The 17,931-nt window shown below is 68.6% G+C and carries 24 protein-coding genes; 14 read left to right on the top strand and 10 right to left on the bottom strand.

The window, feature by feature from the left end:
- Positions 1–58: 58 nt before the first annotated feature.
- The 3 genes from ACFCZF_RS12395 to ACFCZF_RS12405 all read right to left on the bottom strand — a co-directional run bounded on the left by ACFCZF_RS12395 (position 59) and on the right by ACFCZF_RS12405 (position 2,693).
- Positions 59–1,414: an FtsK/SpoIIIE domain-containing protein gene (locus tag ACFCZF_RS12395; protein ID WP_376671623.1), complete on the bottom strand. Its 1,356-nt coding sequence runs from the start codon at positions 1,412–1,414 to the stop codon at positions 59–61.
- A gap of 3 nt (positions 1,415–1,417) precedes the next feature.
- A complete protein-coding gene (locus tag ACFCZF_RS12400; protein WP_376671624.1) occupies positions 1,418–1,774 on the bottom strand; it encodes a hypothetical protein in 357 nt (118 codons plus the stop codon).
- Positions 1,775–1,913: 139 nt separating this feature from the next.
- The gene (locus ACFCZF_RS12405) at positions 1,914–2,693 is read right to left on the bottom strand and encodes a GntR family transcriptional regulator (protein WP_352373856.1); all 780 of its coding nucleotides are present in this window, start codon (positions 2,691–2,693) and stop codon (positions 1,914–1,916) included.
- A gap of 18 nt (positions 2,694–2,711) precedes the next feature.
- Between ACFCZF_RS12405 and ACFCZF_RS12410 the strand changes: the two genes are divergently transcribed.
- Entirely contained in the window at positions 2,712–3,176 is a 465-nt protein-coding gene (locus tag ACFCZF_RS12410; protein ID WP_376671625.1) for an NUDIX hydrolase, read from the top strand.
- 1,023 nt (positions 3,177–4,199) lie between these two features.
- On the opposite strand, the gene ACFCZF_RS12415 is transcribed toward ACFCZF_RS12410, so the two are convergent.
- The 5 genes from ACFCZF_RS12415 to ACFCZF_RS12435 all read right to left on the bottom strand — a co-directional run bounded on the left by ACFCZF_RS12415 (position 4,200) and on the right by ACFCZF_RS12435 (position 6,265).
- Entirely contained in the window at positions 4,200–4,502 is a 303-nt protein-coding gene (locus ACFCZF_RS12415) for a hypothetical protein (protein ID WP_376671626.1), read from the bottom strand.
- Complete coding sequence (locus ACFCZF_RS12420) at positions 4,499–5,230, bottom strand: GntR family transcriptional regulator (protein WP_376671669.1); 732 nt, start codon at positions 5,228–5,230, stop codon at positions 4,499–4,501. Before ACFCZF_RS12420 ends, ACFCZF_RS12415 begins: the two co-directional genes overlap by 4 nt.
- 8 nt (positions 5,231–5,238) lie before the next feature.
- On the bottom strand, positions 5,239–5,463 hold the full coding sequence (locus tag ACFCZF_RS12425) for a hypothetical protein (RefSeq protein ID WP_376671627.1): 225 nt from the start codon (positions 5,461–5,463) through the stop codon (positions 5,239–5,241).
- Positions 5,464–5,662: 199 nt separating this feature from the next.
- On the bottom strand, positions 5,663–5,827 hold the full coding sequence (locus tag ACFCZF_RS12430) for a hypothetical protein (protein ID WP_376671628.1): 165 nt from the start codon (positions 5,825–5,827) through the stop codon (positions 5,663–5,665).
- A 159-nt stretch (positions 5,828–5,986) separates the two neighbouring features.
- Complete coding sequence (locus tag ACFCZF_RS12435) at positions 5,987–6,265, bottom strand: hypothetical protein (RefSeq protein WP_376671629.1); 279 nt, start codon at positions 6,263–6,265, stop codon at positions 5,987–5,989.
- A gap of 79 nt (positions 6,266–6,344) precedes the next feature.
- Here ACFCZF_RS12435 and ACFCZF_RS12440 point away from each other — a divergent pair, with 79 nt between their 5' ends.
- A complete protein-coding gene (locus tag ACFCZF_RS12440) occupies positions 6,345–7,103 on the top strand; it encodes a GntR family transcriptional regulator (RefSeq protein WP_355098431.1) in 759 nt (252 codons plus the stop codon).
- Positions 7,104–7,426: 323 nt separating this feature from the next.
- Here ACFCZF_RS12440 and ACFCZF_RS12445 read toward each other — a convergent pair whose 3' ends face one another.
- Both ACFCZF_RS12445 and ACFCZF_RS12450 read right to left on the bottom strand, forming a co-directional pair.
- Positions 7,427–7,903 (bottom strand): histone deacetylase, encoded by a 477-nt coding sequence (locus ACFCZF_RS12445; RefSeq protein ID WP_376671630.1) that lies wholly within the window; start codon positions 7,901–7,903, stop codon positions 7,427–7,429.
- Positions 7,904–8,120: 217 nt separating this feature from the next.
- Entirely contained in the window at positions 8,121–8,882 is a 762-nt protein-coding gene (locus tag ACFCZF_RS12450) for a GntR family transcriptional regulator (protein ID WP_376671631.1), read from the bottom strand.
- Between the two features lie 443 nt (positions 8,883–9,325).
- Between ACFCZF_RS12450 and ACFCZF_RS12455 the strand changes: the two genes are divergently transcribed.
- From ACFCZF_RS12455 to ACFCZF_RS12510, 12 genes are all read left to right on the top strand, one after another.
- A complete protein-coding gene (locus ACFCZF_RS12455; protein ID WP_376671632.1) occupies positions 9,326–9,595 on the top strand; it encodes a DUF6284 family protein in 270 nt (89 codons plus the stop codon).
- The gene (locus ACFCZF_RS12460) at positions 9,592–10,038 is read left to right on the top strand and encodes a Pycsar system effector family protein (protein WP_376671633.1); all 447 of its coding nucleotides are present in this window, start codon (positions 9,592–9,594) and stop codon (positions 10,036–10,038) included. Before ACFCZF_RS12455 ends, ACFCZF_RS12460 begins: the two co-directional genes overlap by 4 nt.
- Positions 10,035–10,934 carry a DUF2637 domain-containing protein gene (locus ACFCZF_RS12465; RefSeq protein WP_376671634.1) on the top strand — a complete coding sequence of 300 codons (900 nt, stop codon included), beginning with the start codon at positions 10,035–10,037 and terminating at the stop codon, positions 10,932–10,934. Before ACFCZF_RS12460 ends, ACFCZF_RS12465 begins: the two co-directional genes overlap by 4 nt.
- A complete protein-coding gene (locus ACFCZF_RS12470) occupies positions 10,934–11,281 on the top strand; it encodes an RRQRL motif-containing zinc-binding protein (RefSeq protein WP_376671635.1) in 348 nt (115 codons plus the stop codon). The genes ACFCZF_RS12465 and ACFCZF_RS12470 overlap by 1 nt, the downstream gene beginning before the upstream one ends.
- A gap of 2 nt (positions 11,282–11,283) precedes the next feature.
- Positions 11,284–11,601 (top strand): hypothetical protein, encoded by a 318-nt coding sequence (locus ACFCZF_RS12475; RefSeq protein ID WP_376671636.1) that lies wholly within the window; start codon positions 11,284–11,286, stop codon positions 11,599–11,601.
- 2 nt (positions 11,602–11,603) lie between these two features.
- Positions 11,604–11,774 carry a pRL2-8 gene (locus ACFCZF_RS12480; RefSeq protein ID WP_337304291.1) on the top strand — a complete coding sequence of 57 codons (171 nt, stop codon included), beginning with the start codon at positions 11,604–11,606 and terminating at the stop codon, positions 11,772–11,774.
- 2 nt (positions 11,775–11,776) lie between these two features.
- Positions 11,777–11,962, top strand: a complete 186-nt coding sequence (locus ACFCZF_RS12485; RefSeq protein ID WP_337304292.1) for a hypothetical protein — start codon at positions 11,777–11,779, stop codon at positions 11,960–11,962.
- Positions 11,963–12,067: 105 nt separating this feature from the next.
- Positions 12,068–14,197, top strand: a complete 2,130-nt coding sequence (locus ACFCZF_RS12490) for an FtsK/SpoIIIE domain-containing protein (RefSeq protein ID WP_376671637.1) — start codon at positions 12,068–12,070, stop codon at positions 14,195–14,197.
- A 203-nt stretch (positions 14,198–14,400) separates the two neighbouring features.
- Complete coding sequence (locus tag ACFCZF_RS12495) at positions 14,401–14,865, top strand: hypothetical protein (protein WP_376671638.1); 465 nt, start codon at positions 14,401–14,403, stop codon at positions 14,863–14,865.
- A gap of 89 nt (positions 14,866–14,954) precedes the next feature.
- Positions 14,955–15,806: a bifunctional DNA primase/polymerase gene (locus tag ACFCZF_RS12500; protein WP_376671639.1), complete on the top strand. Its 852-nt coding sequence runs from the start codon at positions 14,955–14,957 to the stop codon at positions 15,804–15,806.
- A gap of 2 nt (positions 15,807–15,808) precedes the next feature.
- Positions 15,809–17,284 carry an ATP-binding protein gene (locus ACFCZF_RS12505; RefSeq protein WP_376671640.1) on the top strand — a complete coding sequence of 492 codons (1,476 nt, stop codon included), beginning with the start codon at positions 15,809–15,811 and terminating at the stop codon, positions 17,282–17,284.
- A gap of 436 nt (positions 17,285–17,720) precedes the next feature.
- Positions 17,721–17,906: a helix-turn-helix domain-containing protein gene (locus tag ACFCZF_RS12510; RefSeq protein ID WP_361855279.1), complete on the top strand. Its 186-nt coding sequence runs from the start codon at positions 17,721–17,723 to the stop codon at positions 17,904–17,906.
- The last annotated feature ends 25 nt before the right edge of the window (positions 17,907–17,931 follow it).

The following is a 17,931-nucleotide window of genomic DNA, read 5'->3' on the forward strand; positions in this document are numbered from 1 at the left end:
CATGGCGGGGGTAGGGACCTGGCGCGAAGGACGGTCACGCCGACAGCGGGGAGGGGGGTCAGGCAGTGGCGGGGGCCGTCTTGGACAACGGCACGCGAGCCGAAGGCAGCGGAGAGACCGCGGGCCGGAAGGGCGCGAGGCCGGGCAACTCGGGCGTGCGGTCGGCGTGCTTGTTGCAGACGTTCACGGCCTGGCGCAGCGTGGTGTGCGGGGCGCGGATGCGGTGCCAGCCGCCGGTGGAGTCCGCAGCGATGGCGATGCCGCGTGTCTCGGCGGGAATCTGGATGGCGGCGAGGACGGCGTCCGGGGCGATGTCGCCGAAGACCATGTTCGCGGACGTCTCGTCGTTGACGCGGTGGGCGGTGCGGCCGGTGAGCTGGGCGCGGAGCATGGTGATGCCCTTGCCGAGTTCGGAGCCGAAGCGCTGCCCGCAGATCTCCAGGTAGACGCCGGCCGCGCGGCCGAGCTGGGCGAGGCGGACCAAGGCGGTGATGATCCGGTCCCGGCGCTTCTCTTCCTCCTTGCTTGCGAAGAGCGCGAGTTCGGCGACCTCGTCGACCAGGACGACGACCGGCACCGGCCGCAGGTCCTCGGGCAGGTCCCAGATGTCGGCGGCGATCTCCGCGTCCGGCACGGCGACGCTGATCCGCTGTTCGGCGCGGATGAGCTGGTAGACGTCCTGCATGTGGGACACCAGCGCCTCCAGCAGCTCCAGCGCGGTGTCCGGGTTGTCGGCGAGGGCGGAGAACCGGCGGGCCAGCGGGAACAGCTCGACCCCTTGCTTGCAGTCGATGCCGACCAGCGCGACGTGGTGCGGGGCGAGCCCGGCGACGAGGTTGCGTTGATAGACGGACTTGCCGGACTCCGTAGCGCCGAGGGTCAGGCCGTGCGGGACGGCGCGGTAGTCGCGGTAGTGCACCGAGCCGTCCTCCCGCAGCGCGACCGGAACGCACATCGGCCGGGTGTCGGTCTTGGCCGGCATCTGCACCCGCTTGAGCACGTCGTAGCCGGTCATCCGGATCTCGACCACGCCGGAACGCAGCTCACGGGAGGTGACGCCGTACATCCCGAAGGAGTGGCGCAGCCGGTCCGAGGCGGCGGCGACGTCGAAGGCGTCCTGTCCCGGGCGTAGTTTGAGCCGGAGGACCAGGCCGGTGTGGGTGGGCCGCAGCCGCAGGATGCGCGGCGCGCGGGATTCCGGTGCCGGGCGGTTGGTCATCCGGGCCAGCATGAGGCGCCAGCGCGAGGGCGGGACGGTGAGCCCGCAGGCCTCCATGACGGAGGCGTAGCGGACCAGGAGGCGTACGACAGCGAAGGTGACCCCGAAGGTCATCCAGTACCAGGCGGGACGCCGCCACCGCAGGAGACCCGCAGCGGCGACGACCACCAGCAGTAAGACCGTCGGCCACGTCATGGCTCAGGCCGCCTTCGAGCCCGTACCCGTGGTGGCCAGCGAGGTGACGGCGACCGCGCGGAAGGCGATGCCGTGCCGCTTCTGGCCGTTGAACTCGTTCTCCCACGGCCGGGCGACCAGCCCCGTGAGCGCGGCCGGGGTGCCCATGGTCAGGTCACCGGAGATTCCGGTCTCCGGGACGGTGACGGACAGGATCTCGACTTCGTCGTTGGCCGCGAACATCACGTCCACGGTCATCAGCTTCGCGCCGGTCTCGGCGTCGGTGGCGATCTCGCCGGTACGGCGGTCACACACCTTGGGCTGCGGGGTCTTGGCAACCATCACGGTCGCGGCGGAGGTGTCGACGGGGATCTGACGCACAGCAGAACGCTCCTCTACAGATGCTGAACTCCGTCACTCATGTACATGAGTGCCATGAAGAAGAGTGCACCACTCCTGTACATGAGTCAACCCGCCGCGACATCGAAGTCACGACGGGTTGCGGGAAGTTGAGCGAGCGTCAGTCGGCGGCAGGGATCCGGTACTCGAAAACGAACTGGTCAGCAGCCATGAGCGTGTCGCAGACCTCCACCACGACCCCGGCCGTCGTACGCGCCTCCCGGATCAGATGAACCACCGGCGCACCCGGACTCAACGCCAGCTCGGACGCTTCCACCTTCGAGGCCGGCCGCGCTTGCAGCGTCTCGACGAACTCCGCGAACTCATGCCCGTGGTCTTCAAGTCGGGCGTAGATGCCACCGCCGCCGGGGTTCTCAGCGAACAGCTCCGGGATGTCCTTGACGACGTCCCACGGGAGGTAGGAGGACGCGGTCTCAACCGGCGTGCCGTTGCGGAAATAGAGACGCCGCCGGGCAAGCACCTGAGTGCCGGCGGGGACACCGAGCCGCTGAGCGGCATCCGCGGGAGCCTCCATCGGGCCGATGTAGAGGACGCTCACCTTGGCCGTGGCGCCGGACTGCGCGGACTCCGCGAGGTACGCGGCCTTGCCACCCTGACGGAGCGAGCGCCGGAAGCGATCGGAGGAACGGTGCCGCACCGGCGGCCGGTCCTTCACGATCGATCCCTTGCCGTGCCGGGTCTCGACGAGCCCGCTTGCCCGCACCTCGACCATGGCCTTGCGGATCGTGCCGCCGGACACGCCGTAGCGGTCCACCAGCTCCGATTCACTGGGCACCATGTCACCGGGCTTGAGCACACCCGCCCGGATCTGCTGCACGATCTCGTCCGCGATCTGCACGTACCGAGGCCCGGACCTGCCCCCCTCTACCGCAGTTCCCATAGTCCTTCTCTGCCTCCTATGCTCCTGTACATGAGTCAACCACAGGAAGCAACGTCAACGCCCCTGCACTCCGTATCCGTAGCCGGAGTCGTCGTGCGCGAAGACGGCCGCCTCCTGGCAATCCGCCGAGCCGACAACGGCACCTGGGAACTCCCCGGCGGCGTACTCGAACTCAACGAAACCCCAGAGGCCGGCGTCGCCCGCGAAGTCTGGGAAGAGACCGGCATCCACGTCGAGGTCGACGAACTCACCGGCGTCTACAAGAACACCACCCGAGGCATCGTCGCCCTGGTCTTCCGCTGCAAGCCCTCCGGCGGCACCGAACGCACCTCAAGCGAGTCAACAGCCGTCTCCTGGCTCACACCCGCCGAGGTCAGCGACCGCATGGCCGAGGTCTACGCGATCAGACTCCTGGACGCCCTAGACGGGGCTGGCCCCCACGTACGAAGCCACGACGGTAAGCACCTCATCCCAGCGGGATAAGACTTTCCCTACTTCATCAAGCCCGCGCACGGCGCGGGCGCGCGCCGCCTCTACGGCGCGGCCCGCCTCCTGTCTTCGCCCCGGCTGGCCGCGCCCGGCGGCGCGCTCGGCGGCTGCGGGCATGAAGTGGGGAGAACCCCTCTGTGGCTGGGGCGGTCGACTCCACGGCTTTAGGCAGCCACTTTGGGGCGAGCCTCTAAGATCTTGGCCCCAACGTCGTGCTTTAACGGGCAGGTCCACAAACTGCCCGACTCGCCATCAGCTTACGGGGCCAAGATCACTCGCCCCAAAGCAGCTCCAGCCCAAAGCCGCTCCACCGACCGCGTGGGCAACCGCGCCCGTCATGCACTCCAGATACGGCGGGGCCTGGCTATCAGACCAGGCCCCGCCGTACCCTGAACTTGTTCCGTATCCCGTTGCCTAGCTAGATCGAGCGACCGGCAATCAGGACGTAGCACCCAGCTGTAACGATGGCAGTCGTTACAAGCAGGGACTTGAGGCGGGCGGTCCGGCCCTCGTCATCGATGGCGTACCGGATCGTCCGCCAAAACCCTTCAATCATCTTGAACATTTCATCCTCCGATTTCACTTTTCATGAACGAACGCCTCTACCCTTTACTGCCCCAGACAGCAAAAAGGCCCGACTTCACATTGCTGGTGAAAATTCACCGCAAAAGAAATCAGACCTCAAAAATGCGTCTTATAAAGTTGTTTTACTTAAGGAGAAACTCGACTGGCGGTCGAGCAATCCTCACAGTCGTCCACCGCGCCAACATAAAGAGATCTTCGAGCGTGCACCCCAGGACGGGAAGTCCTGACACGAGAGCAAAACCCTCGTGGGCTCACACTGAAGTTCACCCCGTAGGACACACTCCACGCAGCGCGAAGAGTAACCAATGGGACATACGCCCCATCTGGTGCGAGATGTTCACAGCAAGGAAAAGCCCGCCAGGAACAATCTAGCAGCGACCTGCCCTAAGGTAGGCCGCTGCCGATGGCACGTCAAGAGCCTTGCTGTGGCGACTACTTCGAGTGCTCGCTCACCGCCGCCAGGAGGTGACCGCGACTGGTTGCCACACGGACCACGTCTCGCAGCGCTCGGATCACTTCGGTCAGCATGAGCCGCAGCTCATCGGGGCCGGCATTCTGGTTGTCCAGGACTTCCGAGGTCCGGTCCAGAAGGTCGGTTGCCGTCCCGAGCTGTACCGCTTCGATGTTGTCCGCCAGGCGGGACATATAGCCGCCGCTCTCATCGGTGCTCAGGTAGCAGGGCTTGCCGTCCGGGCCCGACCACGGGAGGAGTCGCAGTTCGTTCTGCGGTGTCATCTGTGTGCCTGCCTTTCTTCGATCACGTGGTGGGTGCTGAAGACGGCGTCGACACGATCCCCAGGGAACACCAGTAGTGCCGCCTCAATGACTCGTCCGGCGTTGTCTGCCGCTACGCGAGTGATCGCGAGGACGGCCAAGGCTGTGTTGATCCGCAGGGTCGACGCCTCATCCGGTGTGGGGAGCCGAGCGGACACCGTCTCGTGCACCTCGGCCGGCGGAGGGTCCGGCACAGAGAAGCCAGCCTCCACCCGCGCTCCTGAGGAACGGCCGCCGAGCGCCGTGGTCGGTGTCAAGTCTCGCGGTACGTAGACGCGGGCCAGGCTGTGTGGGGACTCTCCCTCGTAGCTGAGTCGGAGGAATTCGGTCAGTGGGCTTCCGTCATCCACCTTCAGAAGCGCTGTCAGGTGCCCCTGCGCGGGCAGTGCCGTAGTGCGGACTGTCACGCGCAGGTCCACGTCTGCGGCAGTCCGAGGGTCCAGCGTGCCCCACCCACCGACGTACGTGATCTTGCGCAGAGGGTGGCGGACGAAGTTGCCCTTGCCGTGGATCTTCTCGACAAGCCCTTCTCCCTGGAGCACGGAGAGAGCGCTTCGCAGTGTCGCCGTGCTGACCTTGTACCGGTCGGCCAGGGCGGACTCAGACGGGAGCCGGTCACCGGGCCCGATGCGGCCGGTTGTGATCTGTCGTCTGAGGTCGTCGGCGACGACGAGGCGGCGAGACGTCATGGACTGCGTCACCGCCTTCTCGTCATCCGCACGGCGACGAGCCGGGTCCGCCCGTTGATGGTCAGCAGCTCTCCCGACTCGAACAGGAGTTGCTTCGCACCCTGGGGCAACTGGAAGAGGTCGCTTACCCGGCATGCTCGACCGCCGACTTGGATGATGTCGCCGCGCAGAACTGTGGCGGCCGTGATCTCGACGTTGGATACCAGCGGGCCCCCGGGCGCCCAGTTGCTCACCGCTTCACCGCCGGTCGCGTGGAGTGGCCCGGCCCGGGGTGGCAGGGGCAGACGCACGTCTCGTAGATCACCGGCAGGTCAACCGGCGCAAGGGACGGCGACGCTTCCGCACAGGCTGTGTGAGTGCCGACCCGGCATGCGGTCGACCGGTAGGCAGCAGCCGCGGTTTCCGAAACTTGGAGGCGTTGACGAGGAGGCATCAGCGAACACCTGCCAGAGCCGAGAACGCCTCAGCCGACAGTCGCGGCGCCACGACCACCGAGCGCTGGCGTACACGCTGCCGCTCCCAGGCCAGCACGTACGGACGGACGAGCACGTTGTCCTCGCCCAGGAGCAGGTGAAGGCGGTCAGCGGTGTCCGGCATCCATTCCGGGACAGCCGGCGGTTCTACGGCGAGCGCTGGAGGCGTCGCCGCAGCCGTCCGGGACGGCGTTAAGGCTCGGCGGTGCCTGCCCTTGGGAAAGTACCGCGCTCTGGCGAGCGAGACGGCACGGCGGATACGGTTGAGCACGCTGCTCAGCTCCTATCGCTGATAGCTCGGTCCCCCGACATCGCCCGTCGTGGGGGCCGCTTTGCGTACGACCGCCCAGAGAGTGCGGCCGTTCAAGCTGGTGGCGTGAAGCCCGAATCGATCGGCCTCCGCCAGGACTTCCAGGACCTCCCGCCATGACTCGGCGGAGAGCGATTCGGGCACCTCCGCCTCGACCGACATGCACCGGTCGCGCTCTTCCACGCGTGTGGTGAGCCCGACCGCCGATAACCGGGCGGCGATGGCATCCGCGCTCACTCGCGAAGCGGGCACAGGGGAGCCTCCGTCACTCGGCGATCACTTTGAGTGAAGCTAGTTAACCAGATTAGAGCTAGTGGACTAGATTTTCCATATGCCTGAGCAGCCGCCTTATCTCCGCATCGCCGACGAGCTACGGCAGCGGATCGCGGAGCACGTGTGGGAGCCGGGGGACCGGCTCCCCTCCCGCGCGCAGATCGGCCAGGAGTGCGGCGTAGGCGAGAACGTCGTCCGCAGGGCTCAAGAGCTGCTGATCTCGCAAGGCGTGTTGGAGGGCCGAGCCGGCTCGGGCACCTACGTCGCCGAGCCCCGGCAACGCGTGCGCGTCGTGCGGTCGTCGGCGCGCGAGCAGCCCGAAGGGTCTCCGTTCCGGGCGGACATGAAGGCCGTCGGCAGGCAGGGCGACTGGGAGAGCAGGACCGACGCCAAGGTGCCGGCCCCGGCGGAGATCGCCGCCCGACTCGGGATCGCCGAGGGCGAGCTGTGCGTCCGGACCGCATACGAGTTCCTGGCCGACGGCAGGCCCGTGCAGCTCTCGACCAGTTGGGAGCCGTACGACCTCACCGCCGGCACTCTCGTCGTCCTCCCCGAAGGAGGACCGCACGCCGGTGCAGGCGTTGTGAATCGGATGGCCGCCATCGGGATCACTGTCAGCCATGCCGTGGAGCAGCCCGAGCCCAGGCAGGCGACCGCCGAGGAGGCGTCGCTACTCGGCATCCAGAAGGCCGCACTCGTCACGCACATCCGACGGACGTACTACAGCGACCAGGGACGGCCCGTCGAGACGGCGGACATCGTGGTGCCCGCCGCGCACTGCGAGATCGTGTACGAGATTCCGATCAGCCGGGCGTAGGCGACCAGGCGGCAAGGCCCCTCAGGGCATGCCCCAGCCGTGCCCCTTCCGTGCCCGATCGGCCGGGAAGTCGCGGGGAACTGCGGTATTCGGCGGGTAGCGCGCACGGCGACGACCCCCGACCGTAACGCCTGGTCAGGGGCCGTCAATCACTGCGGTGGGTGTGGGATTTGAACCCACGGTGACTCGCGCCACGACGGTTTTCAAGGCCGCCGCACGAGCAACGGCCAAACCGTCTGTGACCTGCTACTTCCCCTGACTTGCCCGGCTCCTGGGCACGCTCTTGGCCGGAGGATGGCCAAACGGCCGCACGCCGGGGGCCCTCACACACTCTCGCTCAGAAGATCGGCGATGCCCCGCTCCGACCAGTGGCCTTCCGCGCCAGGGCAGGCCGCGACGTAGGAAGCGACCGCTTCCACGTCCCACGCGCCGGCGGACAACAGCCCTGATGCCAGGAAGCGCACGTAGGCGGGAGACGGGGGCACCCACTGCACGTCATCCATGCTCCATGGGGCCGTGAAGGTCAGAACGGGCATGTCGTCAACCTGTCCAGCGCACACGAGCGTTTCGTAGCGGCCCTCACCCAACACGGCACGCCCCTGCGTCAGCGCGTCGACCAGGTCAATATCTGCGCCTGGCTCCCGGTACATCTCCTGAGCCGCGATGTCGGCGAACTGCTGGACAGTCACTAGGTGCGCCCTGGCAAGCACGCGCCCGGTCGCGTGCGGATCGTAGAAGGCCCTGCCACCACCCCACACAGGCGACTCGGTCGCGAAGTACATCGCGCCGGTGAGTTCCACGGGGATGGACCGAGTCGGCATTGCCGGATTGCGGCACCCCGGGTACTCCTTCGCTGCCCCTGGAGGCCGACCACCCTGAATGTAGGTGGCGAGCCGGTCCAGGTGCATGTTCGAGCCGTAGGACGTGTACCAGACCCGCGCAGGGCGGCGGTTAGGCGGAAGCGTCGAGTCGATACTTCGCAGGGCCTTCACTCTTGCTTGCTCCTGTGGGACGCGCTCACTCTGCCGAAACGTCGTACCTGATGACATGACGGTCTCCCGGAAGGATCGTGATCATTACTCGTAGGGGCCGGTCGTTCTCGTCGTAGCCCGTACGCATGTGCACGGCCACGGGAGTGGCAGAGGGCAGAGACAGCTTCTCGATCTCCCCGCGCGTCGGCATCCGCACGGTGATCTCGTCGCGATAGCGAGCCTGAACAAGGCCAACGCTGGCCAGCACGCCGCCGGGCGCCGACACGTCCTCCGGCAACATGAGCGGCGTGCCCCGAACCAGTTCTTCAGGGAAGTAAGAGTCAGCCAGGGCGTACGGGTCTTGGTCGACTATGCGGACTCGCTCCCTGACAACGGTCAGCGCGGTCTCGGCGTCGAGTTGGAGACGTTCCGCGACTTCAGCCGGCGGGCGCCGGATGGACACACGGACTTCCTGGCGGGGCTGGCGACCACTTTCAGCCACAATGCTGGCCCACTGGTCGCCGTTGTCATCTGACTTGTGTCGGGCTCGCGACTCCAGCACCGACCAGTCCCAGACCGCTGGCGTCAAACTACGACGAACGAAGCTACCCCGCCCCTGACCAGCGATGATGAGCCCTTCTTCGGTCAGGCGCCGCAGAGCCAACCGGACGGTGTTGCGACTCGCCTCGTATCGCTCCACCAGCTCAAACTCCGTCGGGAGCTGCTCACCGGCCTCAAGCTCCCCCCGCTCGATCTGTCCCCGCAGGTCATCCGCAATTCGGTGGTACCTCGGGCGCTGCTCCCGCACGGTGCCTCCCTGCTAGTTGGCTGACTTGTGCCAACAACATACGCCCTTTGCCTTGACGAGCCCAACGACTCGGGGCAAGCTCAGGGCATCGGTTGTTGGTACAACACCACCAACACCGTTGAGTCAGTCTTTATGCCGGGCAGGGTAGCTGCGGCGCGCTGTAGGGCGCCGTAAGGCTCTGAACTGGTCGTTCATTGACAACTGAATGGGGATCACGCCGCCTCTCCTCGGCCAAGTAGGCGGCCACACGGGATCTCCGTGTGAGGTACAGCGCGATTCGACTTCTCCGCAGCCCCCGCTGCGGCCGGTTGCCTCCGTTGCACGTCTCGCACGTGCAACGCCGAGGGGAGCCGGATTCCCCGACTTCAACGGCGCGCGCCCCCGGAGGTGCAACTCCGGGGGCGCTGTTCGGGCCGTTTCACCTGCTAGGGAGACCACGACCCATGAACCACATCGTCACTGTTCAGGACGCTGTTACCGCGTTCGCCGACTTCATGGAGCCGACGAAGGCGGAGCTGGACGCGATCGAGCAGGAGATGCCCGTCATCCTGGCGGACGTCGACCTGCTCGACGCGCACATTGCCACCCTCGACCGCACACCGACCGAGCTGGACGACCGCCGCATCCGCCGGGCCCGCCGCCGCGCACTGGCCGCCCGCGTCGCGCTGGTCAACCGTGAGGCTGACACGAGCCTTTCCGGGGGTGCCGCGTGAGCACCACCGAGAAGAACCTGACCGCCGCGCACGCCGAGGTGAAGGCCGAGATCGCGCGGACGGACACCAAGACGGCACTGCTGCTGGCGTTCGTCGGCGCGGTGCTCGCCGGTACCTGGACGGTCGCACGGGACCTGCCGCTGAACTGGCCCGCCCGGATCGCGGGCGGTATCGGTCTGGCGCTGTTGGTCGCTGCGGCCGGTCTGCTGTTGCGCTCGGTGCGCCCGAACCTGAGCGGCCGGCACGGCTTCCCGCTGTGGGCCACCCTCACCCCCGGTCAGATCACCGGAGTCGTCACCGGGAACCTGGCCGCCGACATCGCCGGACTGTCCCGGCTCGCGGTCGCCAAGTTCACCTGCCTGCGCCGCGCGGTCGACCTCACCATGACCGGCGGCGCCCTGCTCATCCTCGCGGCCCTGCTCACGGCAGGGAGTGCGGCATGAACCTTCACCGCAAGGGACGCGCCGCCCTGGTGCTCGCCCTGGTCGCCGTGGTCGGCATGGCGTTCCGTGTCTCGTGGAACGCGCTGCGGGACATCGCCGGCGCCGTCGGCGCGGACGACACGGCGGCGACGCTGTACCCGTTCGTGGTCGACGGCCTCATGGCGCTCGCCCTGATCGCCACCCTCGTCCTCGCCGACGACGCCCGACGGTTCGCCCTGCGGGTCCTGGGCGCCTACACGATCGCTTCCCTGGTCCTCAACTACGTGCACGGACTGGTCCCGGAGCTGCACGACCACACGGTCGACTGGGGTCGACTGGCCGACTGGGACCCGGCGAACTGGGCCCTGGTCCTGCTCGCCACGTCCCTGCCGGTCGGCTCGATCTACTTCGGTTCCGACCTCGTGGCCAAGGTGCTGCACCACCGCCCCGCCCCGATCACGACCGTGAGCACGAATGCGGAGGAATCGGCCGAGACCGATACGAAACGGTCTACGGCTGACCTCACGGTATCGACCCCCGCGCCGATCACCCCGAACGTGACCGTGCTGCCCCGGCCGGTGGCCGTCGGCTTCCTGAAGTCGACGCTCCCGGCCAAGCCGCTCCCCTCGATCGCACCGGCCCCCGCCGCGCCGATCGAGTCGCGCGCGGTGGCCGCTGAGTCGACCCGCCCGCGCCGTGCCACGGGCCGTGTCCCGGCGGTGGCGAAGTCGACCCGGCCCAAGCGCACGCCGGAAGAGTTGCTCGCCGAGGCGCGCACGGCGACGGCCGATTGGCCGGACGCGAAGGTGACCGCCGAGGGCATCCGCCGGACGGTGCGCACGTCGCCGGTCAACGCCCGCTCCCTGCGGGACACCCTGCTCGCCGAACGCGCCGCTACGGCGGCTGAGGCCGCGTAATGGCGGCGCTGCCGGTGTTCCGGTGGCGCCTGGCCCCGGACGGCTACGCCACCCGCCGCCAACTCAGGGCGCGCGGTCTGCGGCCCGGCGGTCAGTGCGTGGCCGCGACGGTCGAACGGCCGCGCCGCCGCCGGGAACCGCTGGTCGCCTACCTCTACCGCGTAGACCTGGCCAAGCCCGTACGGCCCATGACTCCGGGCCGGTGGGCGGCTCTGGACAAGGCGAACGCTGCCCGCCGCATCTGCCCTGCCTGCCGGCGGGACGCCGGGTACATCATCCCCGCGTCGCTCGGGACGTGCGTGCCCTGTGCCTACCCCGATCCCTGCGACTCTCCGAGGAGCGTCTGACCATGCGCAACGCCGACATCCGTCGTCTGGATCGCGCGATCCAGTCGACGGAGAAGAAGTTGGAAGCTGTCCGCCGTGGTGAGTGGTGGCCGCTGACCGGCAGTGAGCGCCGGGCGATGGCCCGGGCCCTGGCCGTCGGCGGCTACAAGGTCGCCCGGGGCCGCAGCGCCGGCCGTGAGGAACGCCGGATGGACGTCACCGGCAACAGCGCCGAGACGCGGCTGAACGCGGAACTGACCGCCCTCCACGCCGAACGGCAGCGCCTCACGACCGAGGCCGCCCGCACCAAGGCGGCCAAGAAGTCGTCGGGATGGTGGTGACCATGGCCGCTCGGGAGACGCCTCCGGGCGAGTGCCCGCAGTGCTGGCAGCACGCCCACGACCGGCGCGCACACCGCCACCTGAAGCCGCGCGAGGACTGCCCGCAGTGCGTTGACCACATGGTCAACGGCTGCCCCTACCTCGTGCCCAAGAAGTCGAAGGGCTGGTGGTGACCATGCCGCGCACCCCCGTCCTGATCTCGCACTTTCACTGCCCGGACTGCGGACCGCTGGTGTTCGGCACGACCCGGGCCATCTGCGGTCAGATCATCCCCGCCCCGGTCACCGGCAACGGGCCCGAGCGCAGGTGCCCGGCCTGCAAGGCCGCGCGGCGCGCTCACCAGGCCAGCCACCGCCGCTGACCCGCACGCTCTGCTGTCCCGGGGTGGCCGCTCTTTCCACGGACCCGGCCACCCCGGCTTCCCTCACTCCCGCCCCCGCTGGGGGCAGTCAGGAGCACTCCCAGCATGTCTGAGAACGTCGTTCACCTCCACAAGCCCACCGACCCCCCGACCGACGACACCGCCCCCACCGTCCTCACCGTCGTCCCGGACGGGCCGCCCGCCCGACCGGTGCCGCTGTGGGTCCGCTCCGGCCGCGCCATCAAGACCGGCGTCACCCACGAGACGACGCGGGCCACGGTCCGCGCGGCGGCCCGGCACAGCCTCTACACCCTCAACGGCGGCCGGATCGTGGCCCGCCGGGCGTGGGACGGCCGTACCGGCTCCCGGTACGAGCGGATGATCCGGGCAGCGGAAGCCGCGGGGAACCTGGAAGCGGCCGAGGAGTGGGAGGAGCGGTTGCAGCGCTTCCGCGCCGCCCGCCACCACCGCCGCATGGACCTCCTGCACTCCCCGGTCGACGCCGCGAAGGGTGTGGCCGTCGGCGCCGGAATGAGCATCGGTGCCCTGGTCGCCCTCGGCGTCGTGATGGCCATCAACACCGGCCAGGTCGGGGACGTCATCACCCCCCTGTCGGCGACGGTCGACTTCATCGCCCTGCTGATCCGGATCGTGCAGATCGTCTGGGGTCCGGCGCTCACGATCGGCCCGTTCCTGGCCCTGCTCGCCCTGTGGTCCGTGGGCCGCAAGCAGCAAGCCGCCCCCGTGTGGGCCCTGCCCGCCAACGCCCGGTCGGGTGAGGGGGAGCCGATCACCCCGTCCATCGTGGTCAAGGCCCTGCGCGACCTCGGTGTCACGACGCTGCGCAACGCCATCAAGGAGATGGGCGACGCCGGCGCGTCCATGCTGTCGCCGATCACTATCGCCGGATGCGGTGTTGAGGTCGACGTGACCCTTCCCTCCGGGGTGTCGACCGATGAGGTGCAGAACCGGCGCAAGAAGCTCGCGGAGAACCTGACCCGGCATGAGCACGAGGTGTTCATCATGATTCCGGAGGCGGCGCGGACGGTGCGGCTGTGGATCGCCGACTCGGGGGCGCTGGACGAGCCGATCGGCCCGTCTCCGCTGGTCACGGACGAGACGATGACCGCCGACTACAAGAAGGGGAAGGCCCCGTGGGGCCGGAACCTGCGCGGGGATGCTGCGGAGCTGAGTGTGTATCAGCGTCACCTGCTCATCACCGGCCGCTCCAACCAGGGCAAGACCGCCGCGCTGCGGGCGCTCGCCCTGTGGCTGTCGCTGGACCGCTCCGTGCAGTTCTGGATCGCCGACCTCAAGGGCGTGGGCGACTGGTCCATGTTCGACGGCATCGCGGAGGTCCTGATCGAGGGCCCGTCCGACGACCACGTGATCCAGGCGACCGAGATGGTCGAGGACGCGGTCGAGGAGATGAACCGGCGGATCGAGGAACGCCGTACCGACCCGACCGCGACGTTCCCCCCGCTCATCGTCAACGTGGACGAAGCGCAGGTGGCGTTCATGTGCCCCGTCAAGGGCGAGGACGGACGCCCCTACGGCGGCGCCAAGGCCACCTCCCGCTACTTCATGGCCGTCCGCAAGATTCACAACCAGGGCCGCGCGGTCGACGTGCTGATGTGGCAGGGCACGCAGGACCCCACCGACCAGAACCTTCCCAAGCTCGTGCGCGAGGGCGCCCACACCCGCGCCTCCCTGGTCCTGGGCACCGAGACCCAGTCCCGGATGGCGCTGGGGGACAAGGCCGTGGACGACGGTGCCGCACCGCACCTGCTCCGGCAGGGCAAGGACAAGGGCACGCTCGTCGTCGCGTCCGACGGCATCGAGATGCCGTCGGGCCAGTCCTCCATCACCGTGCGAACCCACTTCATCGATGAGGACCCGGCCAAGGAGGTCGCCGCCCGGGCCAAGGCTCTGCGCGACGGTGTCACCACCCTGCGCGTGGTCGACCAGACCGAGGAGCGTGACGCGCTCGCCGACGTCGCATCCGTGATCGGTGACGCGGCCCGGCTGCGGACCAACGAGGTGCTCAAGCGGCTGCATTCCCTGGCCCCGAAGGTCTACGGCGACCAGTGGACCAACGACCGGCTCAAGAGCCTGCTGGAGGAGTACGGCGAGGAGCCGAAGAAGTCGCACGGCGTCATGGTCGTCCACCGCGATCACGTCCTGCGGGCGCTCTCCAACCGCTTCGAGAACGGTTCCGCTTCCGCCTCCGAATAGCGGGGAGGAACGACCGTCCGGCCCGGGGAGGCGGGGAGAACTCCCCAACCCCCTCCCCGGGCCACCTCCCCCGCGTTGATCAGCGAAAACACCGTTTCGGGGAGGCGGGGAGCCTGCCTGCTCAGACCCCCGAAACCCCCTCTACACGGCACCCCGAAGGGTGTGCCCCTGCCTCCCCCACCAAGCACCGGAAGGGATTCCGCATGTACCCCGACCACACCCCACACGCGCCCGCCCAACGGGCCGTAGAGATCCACCAGCCCACCCCATACCCGCCCGCCCTGGCCGTGCCGGCACCGGTCGTGCCGGTACAGCCGAACACCGTTCCGGCGGTCGCGAGCATCGTCCTCCCGGACGGCCGCGTCGTCACCGGCTACGCCATCGAGCCCTCACGCCCGGAACCGATCGCCGCCAAGCCGGCCGTGTCCCGCACTGCCGTGAACGTCGCCCTCGGGGGCGTCGGGTTCCTCGCGGTGTGCGGCGGGCTGATCCTGCTCACCTCGTTCATCGCCGCACTCACCGCGTTCATCACCCAACTGATCACCCTGGCCGCCGTGATCTTCGGCGGATGGATCGCCGTACAGATCTTCAGCGCGAGCGGCCACCAGGGCGGCACCACCGTGAACATCCGCAAGGCCGTGATCAAGCGGAACAAGTTCTACAGCTAGCTACGCCAAGGGCGGCCCCCTCATCTCGCCAAAGATCCGAGGCCGCCCTTGCCAGCCAGAACCCATCAAGGAACTGGAGATACCCCAGCATGACGCAACCCACGCTCTACCCGCAGCACACGGCGCTGAGTCTCGCAGCGTCCGGCGTGCCCGTACTGCCCCTGCGCCGGGGCAAGGTCCCCTTCGGCAACTGCCCCACGTGCGCGGACAACGCGTGCGGCGGCCGGCCGAACATGAAAACCCCGGGCCCGTGCCGCTGCCCGGCCCCCTGCCACGGGTGGGCCGCTGCCACCACCGACCCGGCAGTCATCGTCTCCCCGGCGTGGACGGCGGCATGGCGGCAGGCGGTGTGTGTCGCCTACCACCCCGGCGGCGCCGGACTGACCGTCCTCGATCTGGACGACGCGGACGCCATCACGTGGGCCCGCACCGCCCTGCCCGCCACGCGTACCGTGCCGACGACGCGCGGCGAACATTGGATCTACCGGGGCGCCATGCGCTCCGTCAACGCGGTCCGTCCCGGGGTCGACATCAAGTCGACCATGGCATACGCCCGTTGGCTTGGACACGGCACCGGCACCATGGCCGCTCTCCCGGACGCTGTGCGCGCCCTGGCAGTAAAGGAGCCGTCCCGGCCCCAAAGGGCGCCACGGACGCTCTCAGGGCTGCTGTCGGGCGGTCAGGGGGAGTGCCCGCACCGCACCCCCGCGTTCCTGGAACGGGGCGTCGCCATGGCGGAACAGCGCATCACGGAGGCGGCCGGCGCGGTGCACGCGACCGTGTACCGGACGTTCCTCGCGGTGCTGTCCCGGCATGGCCGGTGCGGCTGCCTCACCGACACCCACGTCGCGCGGCTGTTCACCGCCGCGCAGAGCAAGGGCGAGACGGCCCGGCACTGCACGGACGCGTGGACCAACGCCCGCACCACGTTGGGACTGTGACCATGTCCGACGACGAGAAGAACCCCGCCCGCGAGATCATCACCGACTACGCGCAAGCGCACTTCCGGTACTTCCGCACCGCCGACGGCACCGTGTACGCTCAGCGCAACGGCCACCCCGTGGCGCGGCCTATCCGCTCCCAGGGCACCACCGGGAGCCACCGGCAGGAACTCATGGTCGGCCTCTTCCGCGACGGGCACGGCGTCTTCAACGGCACCGCCCTCAAAGAGTCGCTGGACCTCATCGAGGCCCTTGCCCTGACCGAGGACGTACAGCCGGTCCACATCCGCGTCGCCCCCGGCTACGACGGGGCAACGTGGCTCGACCTGGGACGCGCCGACGGGCAGTCCGTTCGCATCCACCCCACCGGGTGGGACATCGCCATCCCCGACCCGCGTGAGGTGTGCTGGCGGCGTACTCAGCTCACGGGGGAACTGCCCTTGCCGGCCAAGGACACCGACGGCAAGGGCATCGATCTCTTACTCAGGCTGTGCAACTTCGCCACCGCCGAGACCGAGTGCCTGGCCATCGCGTGGCTGATCGGCTGTCTCGGGCCGTCCGTGCCCGTGCCTGCCCCGTTCCTCACCGGTCCGCAGGGCGCCGGCAAGTCCACCGGCGGGCGGATGCTCGTGCGGATCATCGAGGGCATGACCGGGGACCTGCGCCGGGCCCCCAAGGATGAGGAGAACCTGATCGCGGCCGTGGCCGCCGGTTGGGTCACCGCGCTGGACAACCTCTCCCACATGACCCCGGACCTGTCCGATGCGATGTGCTGCATCGTCACCGGCGCGGAGAGCGTCAAGCGCGCTCTGTTCACCGACGGGGACGTGTTCCGCGCCCGCTACCGCCGGCCCCTGCTCCTGACCGGGATCGACGTGGGCGTCATTCGGCCCGACCTCGCCGAACGGCTCCTGCCGCTCCGTCTGGAAAGGCCGAAGGTCCGGCGTACCGAGGCGGAGCTGTGGGGGGAGTACGCGGAGGTGCTGCCCGTGGTCCTCGGGTCGCTCCTGGATCTCACGGTCAAGGTTCGCGCTGCTGAGGCGGAGACACCGACCGACCTGCGCATGGCGGACTTCGCGCACCTGTGCGCACAGCTCGACGCGGCAACCGGATTCGGAGCACTGACCGCTTACCGGGCCAGCCTGGACGACCTGAACGACGACGTGATCGAGGGCGACCTGTTGGCACAGACAGTCCTCCGGCACGCCGACACCCTTGAGCCGGGCGCAGACCAGCGGATGACCTCCACGGAGTGGCTGCACTGCCTCAGTCAGCTCTACACCGGCGATGACTTCCGTCCCCTGCCCAAGGGGTGGCCGACCACCGGCAAGGTGCTCTCCGACCGCCTCAAGCGTCTTCAGCCCACCCTCGCCGCCCGTGGCGTCGTCATCGACTCGGGCCGCACCATGGAGGGCCGCTACCTCGAAATGACCCGCCTTCAAGCGCCGCCGTCTCACGAAGCAAAGCGGATGTTCTGACCGCCCCGGACCCGGACAAGCAAGAGGAGCACCACCGGGCAGGCGTGCTCCTCTTGTTGTTCGGCGGCGGCGCCGCCCTGCGATGGTCGCGCCGCGAAGCGGCTCCTTCTTGACGCGCTGAACCGCACAACAGCACCACAGACGCTCCCCCTTTTTCCTAAGAGGGGAAACGCTGCGTCATCTGCGTCATGCAGGCGGAAAAACGGCCCCCGACCTGCGGCGACAGCCATGACGCAGACGGCCGCACCTGCGTCATCCTGCGTCATCTGCGTCATGGAATGGCGCAGCCCATGACGCACCTATGACGCACCCCTAAACCCCTGCGTCATGCCAAGACGCAGGTCAGAAGTGCGCATGACGCTGATGACGCAATGACGCAGAAATCCGAACTTAGGACACACGCGCCCGGACCCAAGACCAGCGAGGAGTAGCAACCATGGCCCGCCCCAAGATGCTCAAGCTCCCCGAAGTCCTCGAAGAGATCGAGATGAGCCGCGCCGCGTTCTACCGCATGCGCGCCCGCGGCAAGGCCCCCAAGCTCATCAAGCTCCCCAACGGACAGCTCCGCTGTCGACGCAGCGACCTGGACGCCTGGTGGGCCACGCACGAGATCGCAGCCTGATCCATGACCGCGCCGATGGGGTCCC

The organism is Streptomyces sp. NPDC056296, from assembly GCF_042268605.1.
Taxonomy (GTDB): Bacteria; Actinomycetota; Actinomycetes; order Streptomycetales; family Streptomycetaceae; genus Streptomyces.

What these genes read in the sequence shown, in the direction of transcription:
- ACFCZF_RS12395 (WP_376671623.1), bottom strand. Translation starts at nt 1,414, where the DNA reads ATGACGTGGCCGACGGTCTTACTGCTGGTGGTCGTCGCCGCTGCGGGT.
- ACFCZF_RS12405 (WP_352373856.1), bottom strand. Translation starts at nt 2,693, where the DNA reads ATGGGAACTGCGGTAGAGGGGGGCAGGTCCGGGCCTCGGTACGTGCAG.
- ACFCZF_RS12410 (WP_376671625.1), top strand. Translation starts at nt 2,712, where the DNA reads ATGCTCCTGTACATGAGTCAACCACAGGAAGCAACGTCAACGCCCCTG.
- ACFCZF_RS12415 (WP_376671626.1), bottom strand. Translation starts at nt 4,502, where the DNA reads ATGACACCGCAGAACGAACTGCGACTCCTCCCGTGGTCGGGCCCGGAC.
- ACFCZF_RS12420 (WP_376671669.1), bottom strand. Translation starts at nt 5,230, where the DNA reads ATGACGTCTCGCCGCCTCGTCGTCGCCGACGACCTCAGACGACAGATC.
- ACFCZF_RS12430 (WP_376671628.1), bottom strand. Translation starts at nt 5,827, where the DNA reads ATGCCGGACACCGCTGACCGCCTTCACCTGCTCCTGGGCGAGGACAAC.
- ACFCZF_RS12440 (WP_355098431.1), top strand. Translation starts at nt 6,345, where the DNA reads ATGCCTGAGCAGCCGCCTTATCTCCGCATCGCCGACGAGCTACGGCAG.
- ACFCZF_RS12455 (WP_376671632.1), top strand. Translation starts at nt 9,326, where the DNA reads ATGAACCACATCGTCACTGTTCAGGACGCTGTTACCGCGTTCGCCGAC.
- ACFCZF_RS12465 (WP_376671634.1), top strand. Translation starts at nt 10,035, where the DNA reads ATGAACCTTCACCGCAAGGGACGCGCCGCCCTGGTGCTCGCCCTGGTC.
- ACFCZF_RS12470 (WP_376671635.1), top strand. Translation starts at nt 10,934, where the DNA reads ATGGCGGCGCTGCCGGTGTTCCGGTGGCGCCTGGCCCCGGACGGCTAC.
- ACFCZF_RS12475 (WP_376671636.1), top strand. Translation starts at nt 11,284, where the DNA reads ATGCGCAACGCCGACATCCGTCGTCTGGATCGCGCGATCCAGTCGACG.
- ACFCZF_RS12480 (WP_337304291.1), top strand. Translation starts at nt 11,604, where the DNA reads ATGGCCGCTCGGGAGACGCCTCCGGGCGAGTGCCCGCAGTGCTGGCAG.
- ACFCZF_RS12485 (WP_337304292.1), top strand. Translation starts at nt 11,777, where the DNA reads ATGCCGCGCACCCCCGTCCTGATCTCGCACTTTCACTGCCCGGACTGC.
- ACFCZF_RS12490 (WP_376671637.1), top strand. Translation starts at nt 12,068, where the DNA reads ATGTCTGAGAACGTCGTTCACCTCCACAAGCCCACCGACCCCCCGACC.
- ACFCZF_RS12495 (WP_376671638.1), top strand. Translation starts at nt 14,401, where the DNA reads ATGTACCCCGACCACACCCCACACGCGCCCGCCCAACGGGCCGTAGAG.
- ACFCZF_RS12500 (WP_376671639.1), top strand. Translation starts at nt 14,955, where the DNA reads ATGACGCAACCCACGCTCTACCCGCAGCACACGGCGCTGAGTCTCGCA.
- ACFCZF_RS12505 (WP_376671640.1), top strand. Translation starts at nt 15,809, where the DNA reads ATGTCCGACGACGAGAAGAACCCCGCCCGCGAGATCATCACCGACTAC.
- ACFCZF_RS12510 (WP_361855279.1), top strand. Translation starts at nt 17,721, where the DNA reads ATGGCCCGCCCCAAGATGCTCAAGCTCCCCGAAGTCCTCGAAGAGATC.